General features: G+C 52.2%; 10 protein-coding genes. 7 read left to right on the forward strand and 3 right to left on the reverse strand.

Annotated elements, in window-relative coordinates; all coding sequences use genetic code 11:
- Positions 1-424 (forward strand): hypothetical protein (locus tag OXG75_06890; GenBank protein MCY3625697.1); only part of this gene is annotated, 424 nt, incomplete at its 5' end.
- 108 nt (positions 425-532) lie between these two features.
- On the opposite strand, the gene OXG75_06895 is transcribed toward OXG75_06890, so the two are convergent.
- Together OXG75_06895 and OXG75_06900 are read right to left on the reverse strand one after the other, a co-directional pair.
- Positions 533-2647 carry a SulP family inorganic anion transporter gene (locus tag OXG75_06895; protein MCY3625698.1) on the reverse strand — a complete coding sequence of 705 codons (2115 nt, stop codon included), beginning with the start codon at positions 2645-2647 and terminating at the stop codon, positions 533-535.
- 98 nt (positions 2648-2745) lie between these two features.
- A complete protein-coding gene (locus OXG75_06900; protein MCY3625699.1) occupies positions 2746-2886 on the reverse strand; it encodes a hypothetical protein in 141 nt (46 codons plus the stop codon).
- Between the two features lie 484 nt (positions 2887-3370).
- Between OXG75_06900 and bioB the strand changes: the two genes are divergently transcribed.
- The 3 genes from bioB to bioF all read left to right on the forward strand — a co-directional run bounded on the left by bioB (position 3371) and on the right by bioF (position 6923).
- Positions 3371-4309: a biotin synthase BioB gene (bioB, locus tag OXG75_06905; protein MCY3625700.1), complete on the forward strand. Its 939-nt coding sequence runs from the start codon at positions 3371-3373 to the stop codon at positions 4307-4309.
- A gap of 65 nt (positions 4310-4374) precedes the next feature.
- A complete protein-coding gene (gene bioA / locus OXG75_06910; protein MCY3625701.1) occupies positions 4375-5733 on the forward strand; it encodes an adenosylmethionine--8-amino-7-oxononanoate transaminase in 1359 nt (452 codons plus the stop codon).
- A 5-nt stretch (positions 5734-5738) separates the two neighbouring features.
- Complete coding sequence (gene bioF, locus OXG75_06915; protein MCY3625702.1) at positions 5739-6923, forward strand: 8-amino-7-oxononanoate synthase; 1185 nt, start codon at positions 5739-5741, stop codon at positions 6921-6923.
- Here the strand turns inward: bioF and OXG75_06920 are convergent.
- Positions 6920-8080 carry a BMP family ABC transporter substrate-binding protein gene (locus tag OXG75_06920; protein ID MCY3625703.1) on the reverse strand — a complete coding sequence of 387 codons (1161 nt, stop codon included), beginning with the start codon at positions 8078-8080 and terminating at the stop codon, positions 6920-6922. The genes bioF and OXG75_06920 overlap by 4 nt on opposite strands.
- A gap of 252 nt (positions 8081-8332) precedes the next feature.
- Here OXG75_06920 and lsrF point away from each other — a divergent pair, with 252 nt between their 5' ends.
- The 3 genes from lsrF (at position 8333) to OXG75_06935 (ending at position 12025) form a co-directional block, all read left to right on the forward strand.
- Complete coding sequence (gene lsrF / locus OXG75_06925; protein ID MCY3625704.1) at positions 8333-9130, forward strand: 3-hydroxy-5-phosphonooxypentane-2,4-dione thiolase; 798 nt, start codon at positions 8333-8335, stop codon at positions 9128-9130.
- Between the two features lies 1 nt (position 9131).
- Entirely contained in the window at positions 9132-10151 is a 1020-nt protein-coding gene (locus OXG75_06930) for an alcohol dehydrogenase catalytic domain-containing protein (GenBank protein ID MCY3625705.1), read from the forward strand.
- A 110-nt stretch (positions 10152-10261) separates the two neighbouring features.
- The gene (locus OXG75_06935; GenBank protein ID MCY3625706.1) at positions 10262-12025 is read left to right on the forward strand and encodes an AAA family ATPase; all 1764 of its coding nucleotides are present in this window, start codon (positions 10262-10264) and stop codon (positions 12023-12025) included.
- Positions 12026-12069 lie beyond the last annotated feature (44 nt).

The raw sequence follows: 12069 nt of genomic DNA on the forward strand, positions 1-12069 counted from the left end.
CTCCCGGAATTACGGAAAATCGCTGAAAAACAGGGCTTGTAGTGTACCTGCGCATGCCCGTGCGTGTAATTCCAGCTACTTACAACACGAATGTGCCGAAGTCAGGATCAGTTCAGGAAAAATCCGGAATCCAGTCCCAAAAACTTCCCGCTTCCTGTTTTATGAGATATGCGGGCTAGGTTTCTCCGAAGCGTGCCGGGATTTTTACTACGGGTGGCTTCTGCCTCTCGTCAGGGAATCCGGTTTCGAAGTGCTTGATCCGTGGGATGCGAGCATCGAGTCCCCCGCCCCGGAAACCGAAAAAGACATCTGGGACCGCTTCAACATGCTCACCGGAGAGCGCAACAGAGAGATGATCGAGTCGGGAGACGGCATCCTAGCCGTCATAATCTTCCGTGCCTTCCTTGTCATCGAACCCGGATGATGTATTTTGGCTGCCAACACGTTAAATGCAACCATCTGGTCAAACCCGCTTTTGCCCTTTGACCGTATCCTGTCGAGCCCCTTGTGCTCAGGACTGTTTATTGCATTCTCAATCCCCGGATCCTTCTTCCGCAGGTGTGTTCTCTTCCGTCTCAGTTCTGAAGTGCTCGGCAAACATGTATCGATACAACTCGATTGCCAGTCCCTGTTCGTGTTTCTCAACCCAGGCCTGGGCGTTGGGGGTGAGCAGCATTATGGAGCATGATTCGTCTGCAACTACTGTCGTTTCCATGTCACCTGCCGGATTGGACGGCCAGATAACGTCACTGGGGCCGCACTGGCGGAGTCGCAGACCCGCGGAATCGTAGACGGAGGCATGACCCGATAACAGCAGCTGCAGGCCTTCGCTTGGGACGTCCGGTCCCGCGATGACATCCTCGGCGGAGTAGCTCTTGAGGACAAGCCATGGCCAAAGCGTTTCCATGAGGTCCTCGAAGCGAACCCGCCGCTCCAGATAGCGCTCGAGGTCATCGACGGTGTGTTCAAGCAGCGAAACATGCCGCTCCATCGTGGCCGCATCCGTATTCCACGCCGCGATGATGAAATCCTCGCAGCGCTCCAAGCCGTGATCGGCGTTCGATTCCAGCCACAGTTCCTCAAACACCGAAGGAGCGATGTTATTCTCCAAACTGAACCGCAGTTTCTCTGACAGACCGCTTAAGACCACCTGCACCCCCGCTACGTTTGCCTGCTGGACGAACCGGGCCACCACGTTCACCGCCGAAAAGTCAAACCCGGAAACATCGGAGAAGTCAATCATCAGGCAGGCAGGCCGTGATGGGCCGTCCAGGGCTTTCCTCAAACGGTCGACCAGGGTGTTTGCGCTGCCGAAGAAGATGTGTCCCTGAAGCTGGTACGCCTGCACCCGGTCGCCCTCCGCTAGGATGATGGCGCGATCGGGGACCGAGCGGGTCTTGTTGCTCCGACGCTCGCGCGCAGTGAAGTGCGACGTGATCGTATCCACCCGGCTGAGGCGCACGGTGAAGAACACCAGGATGGCCACCATGCCGACGCCCGCGCCCTCTATCAGGCCGAAAAAGAGGATGACGACGAAGATCAGGAGAATGATTGCGTATTCCGCCGCGGGCAGGCGTTCGCGGCTCTTCACCAGTCCCTGGTCCAGCATGATGAGACCGGCAAAGACCAGTATTCCACCGACAAAAGCGGTTGGCACCAGTTCCAGCATCTCGTCGCCAAACAACAAGGCAACCCCGACGAAGCAGGCCGCGATAACTCCTGTCATTCGCGCGGTAGCGTGGAAGAGCTTGCTGCGCAGCGATGCGGAAACGATTATGCTCGCCGCTGTTCCCCCGCCGAGTCCGCCGACGATGCTGGCGAGGCCTGTCGCCTGGAACTCGCGGTTCCAGTCCATATCCTCTCCCACGGCAACCTCGAGTCCGGCGATATCCACGATGACGCAGATCAGGACAATCAGGATCAGCAGTATCATGCTCGGTATCTGTCCGGCGACCGCGGACCAGTCCACGTGCGCGAAGTCGGCCGGCCACAACACCGGCCACAGGTTCCCCTTCGCCGTGCTGACAAGAAGCAATCCCTCCGCCCTTGCCTCGGCGCCGGAAATGCCGAGGGCGGAAAGAGCAAGATGGTACGCGGCGATCGCGAGCAGAATGCTTACCGGCAGGATCAAGGGATTTCCCCAACGCCTGATGGCGCTATACAGGATTACCCCATAGGCGACGCCCGGGAGCCATGTCCACAGCGCAGACAACTCCAGCGACGCCACTGCCCGCCAATCCAGATTTACCCCCATCAGGGACAAGGCTGCCAGACAGACGACCCCCCCGATCCCTGCCACAAATCCTCCGGCCACCGGATACGGGATGAAACGCAGCAGGTTGGCGAGCCGGAACCGACCGACCAGAAAACAGCACATTCCCGCGGCCACGGCGCTGATGATCAGCGCGCACGCCGTGGTTACGAAAAGTACCTGGGCATCCGCCTTCATCGTGGCCGCGATGGTCGCCATCACCGGCACAAGCAAGGGAGACAGCCCCGCGATTGTACCGCGGTACCCGCCCACAATTGCGACGAGCAGGCACGCGGCGAAGTTTCCAAACAGTATCAGGCCGATTCCCTGGGATGAATACGGGGCCAGCGCTCCGGAGAATATGAATGTTCCAAAGGCAATCTCGATGACCAGCATGCAGAGACCCGCGGTGAGTCCGGCCGAAAGAATCGGAAGCGACAGCGAAAACGGGGTTTCGTCACTGCTTCTGCCCACAAGATGCCTGAGAGACAGCTTCACCCTGTGAACCTCTCGTCCTGACAGCGCCAAGGATGGTCGTTGCGGTTCGCAGCCGGCAAGGCATTGCTAAACCCGACGCTGTATCTCAAGCCCGTATTGTGAAAACCTTTTTCTTCTCCCGAAATTGCTTTCTTCATCTCTCATGCCTGTTTTGGCAAAGACTTAAGAGTTAAATTCGAAAGGCGTTGCCTGGCGCTTTACAAGGGAACTTTGAACACAACCCGACAGCATCTGGCCAGTCAGCTAGAACTTTTTATTACTAAAAATATAACATTGAGGGCAGGACTAAACAACATCACCCTGCGACCTGAAATGAACCGGCGCTTACCTTCCACACACTCATACAGGCGTCCCCGACTCCTCCGGCTTTCCCTGACCTCCAGGCCGAGTGCGTCATACGATACGGAAAATCGGCGGCGGGACAGTCCGCTCCGCGGAGAATATCGAAGACGCGGTTTCGGATGTTTTTTCCGGCCGGACGTCCCATCGCCCGCGGGCATACTGGTTTGACAACCCCGCCCGTTTCTGTAATTTATATCCCCCTAGACTCAGTACCGAGAGGCAACCAGAATAGACATTCTTGACGTAGTTTCCGAAAAACTTCTTGAAAAGGAAGAACAGATAACCTTTGAAGAAGCCCTCGCACTTACCGAGCTTTCCGGGGAGCGGCTTTCTGAACTCATATCGCTTGCAAGGAAGGTTACCCTTAAGTACAAGGGTGACGGGGTGTTTCTGCGGTCCATAATAAGCGCCCAGACGGGGAACTGTCCCGAGGACTGCTCCTTCTGCTCCCAGTCGGCCCATTTCGATACTGAGGTGGAGGCCCATCCGCTTATGGCGGCGGAGAGAATACTCGGGGCCGCTAGGCAGGCCGAGAAAATGGGCGCCATGGATTTCTGCATAGTGATAAGCGCCAAGGGCCCGACGCCGAGGATATTCAAAAAGGTTCTCGAGGCCGTAGATCTTCTCTGCGCGGAAACTAATCTCAAGGTCGGCTGTTCTCTGGGGGATCTAACAAGGGAACAGGCATATGAACTCAGGGATCACGGGGTGTGGAGATATAACCACAATATCGAGACCTGCAGGAGCCATTTTCCCAGCATATGCACAACCCACAGCTACGACGATAGGCTGAAGACCGCCCTTCTGGTAAAGGAAACCGGCATGAATCTCTGCTCGGGTGGCATACTCGGCATGGGGGAGAGCATATGTCAGAGAATGGAGTTTGCTTTCGAGATAAGGGATCTTAACCCCACTTGGGTTCCGATAAACTTCCTTGACCCGAGACCCGGAACTCCGTTTGAGAACCTTGAGACCATACAGCCGCTTGAAGCCGTAAGAACCATTTCGATTTACAGGCTCGTGCTCCCGGACAAGATAATAATGACTGCAGGGGGAAGGGAAGTGACGCTTCGCGACCTCCAGGCGATGGGTCTTGTGGCTGGGGCAAACGCCATGATCCTCGGCAACTACCTTACTACTCCCGGGCGCTCGCCGCGCGATGATCTCAGGATGCTTGACGACCTGCAGATGCCGGTCAGGAAAGAAATTCTTAACTAACCCCGCTCCCGCGATTTCATGATATTCTTTTCACTTGGGGGCTCCGGTGTTCCTGACAAACCGAGATGAGCGACAGATCAAAACAGATAGGGTCTTACGACAGGGAATTCGTCTGGCATCCGTTTACCCAGATGAAGGATTACGTGCGCAAGGGTCCCATAGTGATCGAGCGTGCGGAGGGTTCATACCTCATAGACTCCGAGGGAAAAAAGTACATAGACGGCGTCTCATCACTCTGGGTCAACATCCACGGCCACGCGGTGCCCGAGATTGACGGGGCAATAAAAAAACAGCTTGATCTCGTAAGCCACAGCACTCTTCTGGGCATAACCAATCCTCCGGCTGCCGAGCTTGCAAGGGAGATTGTGGAAATCTGTCCGCCGGGACTTAAGAAAGTGTTTTACTCGGGCGACGGGGCAAGTGCCGTTGAGGTCGCGCTAAAGATGGCGTTTCAGTACTGGTCCCACAAAGGTAAGCCGGAGAAAAAGGCTTTTTTGTGCCTTGATAACGGTTATCATGGCGACACTCTGGGGGCGGTTTCGGTCGGGGGAATCGACGTCTTCCACAAGGCTTTCTCGCCTCTTTTGTTTAAGACCTACAGGGCTCCCTCCTATTACTGCTACAGATGCCCGCTCGGAAAAACCTGGCCCGGGTGCGAAATCGCGTGCGCGGACGAGATGGGGGAGATACTAGAGGAGCACCACGATGAAATAGCCGCAGTCATACTTGAGCCTTGTGTTCAGGCTGCGGGAGGAATGGTGGTGGCTCCTGACGGCTACCTCGCGAAAGTGAGGGAGTACTGCACTCGCTACGACGTGCTTATGATAGTTGATGAGGTGGCGACCGGCTTCGGAAGAACCGGGAAGATGTTCGCATGCGAACACGACGGCGTGACGCCCGATATGATGGTTCTCGGAAAGGGAATGACCGGTGGATACCTTCCGCTTTCGGCGACAATAACGACTGATGAGATATACGAGGAGTTCCTTGGGGATTACGAGGAATTCAAGACCTTCTTTCACGGACACAGCTACTCCGGAAACCCTCTTTCGTGTGCGGCCGCAATGGGCAATCTCGAGGCTTTTCGAAATAACGACACCCTAGCGTCCCTTTCAGAAAAAGTCGAGTTTCTGGAAAACGAACTTCGGGAGTTCGAGGGTCTCTCTCATGTCGGAAACGTGAGAAACAAGGGGCTTATGGTCGGAATCGAGCTCGTGAGCGACAAAGAGACGAAAAAGCCCTACGAGGCGGCGGAGAGAATGGGGTGGCAGGTCGCCGAGGAGGCGCTCTCGCACGAGGTTCTCATAAGACCGCTAGGGGACGTGGTTGTGCTCATGCCCCCCGTGGGAATCGAGATGGATGACCTCGCGAAACTTCTGCGAGCGACATATCTCTCCATAAAAAATGTCACTGAAGAGGGCTAGTGCAGATGAATGCCCCCGATTCTCTCGAGTGGATTGAAAATGAATTAAGGGCCATACGGGGGAAGAATCTTTTCAGAACGCTGACGGAGATCGCCTCGGGGCAGTCCCCGGAGATATTGATCGGCGGGAAAAAGCACATACTTCTTGCTTCCAACAACTATCTGGGTCTTTCGACCGACCCGAGGATTGTGGAGGCCGCAGCCTCGGCTCTCGCCAAGTACGGTACGGGTTCCGGGGGGTCGAGGCTTGTGAGCGGAAGTTCTGATCTTCACGCCGCGCTTGAGAGAAAAATAGCGGAGTTCAAATCGACCGAGGCCGCGATTCTTTTCTCAAGCGGCTATCTCGCAAATGTGGGAACGATCGCCGCGCTAGTCGGGGAAGGGGACACGGTGTTCAGCGACGAGCTTAACCACGCATCCATAATAGACGGCTGCAGGCTCTCCCGGGCGAGGGTGAAGATCTATCCCCATCTTGATACGGACAGCCTTCGGCGCATGGTTTCAAGGAGCCGGAGCGGCGGAAAGAAGCTCATAGTCACAGATACGGTGTTCAGCATGGACGGGGACCTCACGGACCTCGGGGAGATCTGCTCGATCTCCGAGCGTCACGGCTGCATGCTCATGGTGGACGAGGCCCACGCGATGGGAGTTCTAGGAGAGAAGGGGAGCGGAGCCACCGAATATTTCGGAGTCGAGGACAGGGTCCCCGTGGTCATGGGTACTCTTTCGAAAGCCGTCGGGTCCCTGGGCGGATACGTGGCCGGCAGCCGCAGTCTTGTCGACTTTATCCGAAACAGGGCAAGAAGCTACATTTTCGATACGTCCCTTCCCGCGGCATCTCTTGCCGCTTCAATCGAGGCGATCAGCATTATCGAGAATGAACCGCAGAGAAGAAAACATCTCATGGATCTTGTAGATAAGTTCAAGTCGGGTCTTTGCGACATGGGATTTAACGTGCTTCCGTCCCAGAGCGCGATCGTGCCCGTATTGACCGGAGAACCGGAAGCTACCCTTGAGCTCGCCTCGGCGCTTCGCGAGCTGGGAATTTACACTCCGGCCGTAAGGCCTCCCTCCGTTCCCGCCGGAAAATGCAGGATAAGGGCGTCGCTTATGGCGACCCACACGGGAGACCACATATCACGGGCTCTTGAGGGGTTCAGGGCGGCAAGCTCGCTTGTGAGCAGCTCCTAATACCTGAGGTTGTAGGTCTGCGGTTCCCGGCAGTCTTTAAAGGGAACGGTCGGGACATCAAACAGGTCACGGACTATGAAGGCTTTTGGGCCTTCGATCAGCTCCCTGATGTCATCTACGAATCCTCCCGACGTGGCGTAGCCCACTCCGTCGTTTGCGAGGTCGTGGTTCACGGTCCCGCCTGAGAATTCGTCGTCCCTTTGGGCCCTGATGATGTTGTAAACAGCCGTGTCCACCCTTTTGAGCATCGAGGTCAGTATGTATTCCCGCACGGATTCATCGCTGGTTCCGTACTGATCCGAGTCGACTCCTATGGCCCAGACCTTGGAATTGTCCTCCTGCGAGCTGAATTCCCTGGCGGCCTCGAAAAGCCCCGCTCCAGAGCTCCCTGCGGCGTGAAAAACGATGTCCGAACCGCCGCTGAACATCCCTTCCGCCGCGGCCTTAGCCCCCTCCGGGTTAAAGAAGCCGCTTATGTCGGGCGGCCCGTCAGGATTCTGGGGGTCTGAGAACTGAGACAGGTAGGATGTTTCGACCTCCATGTTCTTGTTAATCCCTTTTACCATGGCTAAAACGCCTGAGATGAACCCGGCCTCAAACTTTTCAATGAGCCTGTCAGGGGTTCCGCATACTCCCCCTATGAAGCCTACCTTGCCGGTTTCGCTTTTAAGGGCGGCCGCCACCCCCACGAGGAAGGAACCCTCGGCCTCGTTAAATACCAGGCTTGCGAAATTCGTCGGCGAGTCGCCTCTCTGCAGGATGTCTATACCCGCGAAATTAGTGTCAGGATTGACGGCTGCGACTTTCTTTATTGAATTCTCAAATGAAAATCCGACAGCTATTACCAGATCATTGTCATCGGCCAGAGACTGAAGCAACTTCTCGCGGTTGCTCTCCGTACCGTCAGTCGTTTCCTCGCTCACCACCGCTCCGAGTTCCTCCTGGGCTCTTTTCATGCCCCCATATGCGGAATCATTGAATGACCCGTCGCCTTTCCCCACGGTGTCATAGACAATCCCGACCCTGGGATCGCTTTCTTCCGGGGAACCGTCATCGTCGTGGCACGAGAGAACCGCAAAAGACAGAAAAAGCGCCAGAGGCGCAATAAGTGCGAGGGTGTTTAAGCTCAAGGTTCGTCTTAAGGTTTTTCCGGTCATTTTCTTCCTCCGGCAAGGTTTCGAAAAAAAGGTTTTTTGCGAGCACCGAACTTAAAGCCGTTCCTGCGGCGTAGATGCACAAGCGGAAGAAGTATATATCAGGACAAGGAGAATTACACCCGGAAGCAGGAGAACCCTCGTGTGGCATTTAAAGACTCTCTGTCCCCGATCTCTTGCTCCAAGGCGTGTTTGACATGCGGCGGGTTGTGCTCTAGAGTTTAGCGAAATGCCGATTGGAGGATACGTGTTCTAATGGATTGGGGCATGAAAAACAGGATGGCCCGCATTATAAGGCCAGATACCGGAAGGGCGGTAATGCTAGCCCTCGACCACGGCTACTTCCTGGGTCCCACCCACCGCCTTGAGGTTCCTGAAGAAACCATAACTCCCCTTCTTCCCTACGCCGATACCATAATGCTCACAAGAGGGGTGCTGAGAACCTCGGTTTCCCCCGACTCGGGAGCCAACGTGGTGCTCAGGGTCTCCGGAGGAACGAGCATAGCGGGCCCGCATCTTGAGGACGAGGGAATTACAGTAGATTTCGAGGAGGCGATAAGGCTTAATGTTGTGGGAGTAGGGCTTTCCGTCTTTGTCGGAACCGAGTTTGAGAGACAGACCCTTTTGGGGCTCTCAGAGCTTGTGAACCAGGGAGAGAAGTACGGCATTCCGGTTCTCGGGATAACTGCTGTCGGAAAGGAGCTTGAAAAAAGGGATTCAAGGTACCTCGCGCTTTGCTGCAGGATATGCGCCGAACTCGGGGCGCGTCTTGTCAAAACTTATTACTGCGAGGATTTCGAGAAAGTGACCCGAAGCTGCCCTGTCCCCATAGTGATCGCTGGCGGTCCCAAGCTTGACACCGAGATGGATGTTTTCAACATGACTCACGAGGCCATATCCCGGGGCGCCGCTGGGGTCGACATGGGAAGGAACATTTGGCAGCGCGACAACCCCGTGGCGATTATAAGGGCGATCCGCGGGATCGTTCACGAGAACATGACCCCAAAGCAGGCCCACGAACTCTTCACGGAACTAAAAGAAGAAAGTTCCTAGTATGCTTGCCGCAGTCTACCACACTAACAGCGACATAAGAATTGAGGAATTTCCCCGCCCCGAGCCGGGAGAAGGGGAGATACTGATCAGGATCAGGGCGAGCGGAATCTGCGGAAGCGACCTCATGGAATGGTACAGGGTCCCGAAAGCTCCCTTGGTGCTGGGTCACGAGGTTGCGGGAGAGGTGGCCGAAACGGGGCCGGGAGTGAGCCGGTTCCAGGAGGGCGACAGGGTCGTGGCCACCCACCACGTTCCTTGCGAGAAATGCCGTTACTGCCTCACCGGCAGGCACACCAACTGTCCCATGATAAGGAAATCGGGTTTTAACCCGGGTGGTTTCTCGGAATACGTGTGCGTAGCACCGCCGAATGTCGAGCGGGGCGTTCTTCATCTTCCGGATAGCGTTTCTTTTGAGGAAGGATCGTTCACGGAACCCTTGGGCTGCGTCACGAGAGCAATCCGGGCAGCGGGGCTGAAATCGGGGGAGAGCGTGACGATTCTCGGAAGCGGCATTGCGGGACTTTTATGCCTTCAGTGCGTTCTTCATCTCGGCGCCGGGCCGGTTTTCGCAACCGATTCAAACGAATTTAAACTCCGTAAGGCCATGGATTTCGGGGCCAATTGCGCTTTCAGTTCCGATGACGATATCGCTTCGCTCGTGAGAGAAAACAACTCGGGATACCTCTCGGATATGGTGATAGTCTGCACAGGGGCGCAGGCTGCGATAAAAAGTGCTTTCGAACTTGTTTCCCCGTCGGGGAAAATCCTTTTTTTCGCTCCTTCCGACCCGGAATTTACACTTGATTTCCCCTTTAATGAATACTGGTGGTCTGGAGTTCGGGTCGTAAGTTCCTACGCCGCAGCTCCTGGGGATCTTGAAGATGCGCTTTCTCTAATAGAAAAAGGGGCTGTGGACGTAGAGAAGATGATTACCCACAGGTTTTCCTTGGAGGATATCCAAAGAGGCTTTGCTCTTGCTGGAAACCCCAAAGAAAGTCTTAAGATCGTAATAATTCCCTGACTGTTATTGAAAATAGGGAATATACTTAAGACTTTGCCTGATTTTTTGAGGTTCACTTCTGAATGACCATTCTGTTGAAAAAAAAGAATTAAGAATTATTTTGAATCTTCATGAAAATAAAAAAAATTGCAGCAATAAGAAATTACAAATCTTTTTTGGATTTTTCATGGGACAAATTCTGCAAGAATGCTGATGGTAAGGAGCAATCATTGCAAAAATTCTCCATTGTATTTGGCGACAACGGAACGGGGAAAACTACCATTTGCGATGTTCTAAAAAGTGTTTCTGGGAAACAGGATTTTCCATCTAATTCACCAAAGATGGTTGAGATAGAAACAAGTGATACAGGTGGCAATCAGATTTGTAAATACGAAAATAATATCTGGACGTGTCAGATCGATGAGAAGGAACTCCTTTTTTTTGATATTGATTTTGTTAATGCAAATGTTCATACACATGGCTTCAGATCAAGCGACCGCAGACTAGGGGCACACACGCAGAAATCGGGAAAACTAATAGTTGACTTAGATAAAAACGCTAACGAACTAAAACAAAAAATTGCTAAAAACCAAGAAGAGTTAACCATTCTAAAAGAATTTCATTCTGATGTTTTAGAAAAACAGTATACAAAGAAAGACCAAGAACTTTTCGAAACTTACAAAGATATAGACAAAGGAACTAGGCAAGAAACTCTGACTGATATCCAAGAAGAGTCCGGAAAGCTAAAAGCGGAGATAGAAGCTTTAAAAAAACTGAATAAGAAGCATTCTGAAATAAGCGATTTGTCCTCACTGAAGGAAATTGCATTTTTAAACCCCTTATCCACTAAAACTACCTACACTGAATTGTTTACTCGTCAAATCAAAGAAAAGGCTCAAGAGGAATCAGACGCTAAGATAAAAGCCCATTTTGAGAAACATAGACAATTTATTGAACATTCTATGGAGCAAATACCTGTAGACTACAAAGATGAAAATTGCCCTTTATGTATGCAACCTCTCGCAAACGCCTCAGGAGTCATTGAGTACTATAGAAACGTCTTTGACCAAGAGTACGAGAAGGAAAAAGAAAAACTCCTTAAGGACGTTGGCTACATCAAAAATGAATTAGAAACCCTCAAATCACGCTTAGACTCGCTTCCACGGGAAGTAACGTCGGTTTTTGACAAATTAGAAGAAATAAAAGCGAATTTTGAGATTCAAGGCATCTACAAACTAGAAGAAAAAACAACTCTGACCAGAACTTTTAGTGATGTCTCAATGAAGGCAATTGAAGAGTTGCTTGTTGCTTTAGAATCGCTAAAAACTATTGACCGAAAACAAATAGTGGTAGTAGAAACTTACGACGAGATTGTCAGTTTATACCGAGAAAAAGAAAAAGCGGTTACCAGTGTCAACGATCTTATTACCGAAAAAAATAAAGAAGTAAAAAGTTTTAAGGAGAAGTATTCAGACAGAAGTAAGATTACAGAGGAAATACGGCAAAAAACTCTCAAACATACTGAACTAACAGATAAATTTGATTTTCTGGAAAGCGAAAAAATTGATCTTATAAAAAAGCAAAAGGAAGTAGAGAAAGAAATAAGATGTAAGTCCAGCGAATTAAAAACTGCAGAGAAAGAATTGGAAACTTATCTTTCTAATACGATACCGCAGAACATTATCACTCAGATGGTGGATATCATTGAAAAATTTGATTTAACATTCAAGCTCGAACATATAAAATCTTCCACTAGGACAAAGGATTATGCTTTTTCATTCAAAGTTAAAGATCACAAAGGAAACGAAAGAGAACTAGAAGATGGATTATCAGAAGGTGAAAGACATATCATTTCTCTTGCTTTTTTCTTTGCAATAAATGAGAACGCCCCTTGAACATTGAAGTGCACCACCCCTAGAATCAGGGTTTGAGCCTTTTG

The organism is Candidatus Dadabacteria bacterium, assembly GCA_026705445.1.
Classification (GTDB): domain Bacteria; phylum Desulfobacterota_D; class UBA1144; order Nemesobacterales; family Nemesobacteraceae; genus Nemesobacter.

Excerpts from the sequence above, each read along its gene's own strand:
- bioA (MCY3625701.1), top strand. The coding sequence starts at position 4,375 with ATGAGCGACAGATCAAAACAGATAGGGTCTTACGACAGGGAATTCGTC.
- OXG75_06920 (MCY3625703.1), bottom strand. The coding sequence starts at position 8,080 with ATGACCGGAAAAACCTTAAGACGAACCTTGAGCTTAAACACCCTCGCA.
- OXG75_06895 (MCY3625698.1), bottom strand. The coding sequence starts at position 2,647 with ATGCTGGTCATCGAGATTGCCTTTGGAACATTCATATTCTCCGGAGCG.
- OXG75_06900 (MCY3625699.1), bottom strand. The coding sequence starts at position 2,886 with ATGAAGAAAGCAATTTCGGGAGAAGAAAAAGGTTTTCACAATACGGGC.
- OXG75_06935 (MCY3625706.1), top strand. The coding sequence starts at position 10,262 with ATGAAAATAAAAAAAATTGCAGCAATAAGAAATTACAAATCTTTTTTG.
- OXG75_06930 (MCY3625705.1), top strand. The coding sequence starts at position 9,132 with ATGCTTGCCGCAGTCTACCACACTAACAGCGACATAAGAATTGAGGAA.
- bioF (MCY3625702.1), top strand. The coding sequence starts at position 5,739 with ATGAATGCCCCCGATTCTCTCGAGTGGATTGAAAATGAATTAAGGGCC.
- lsrF (MCY3625704.1), top strand. The coding sequence starts at position 8,333 with ATGGATTGGGGCATGAAAAACAGGATGGCCCGCATTATAAGGCCAGAT.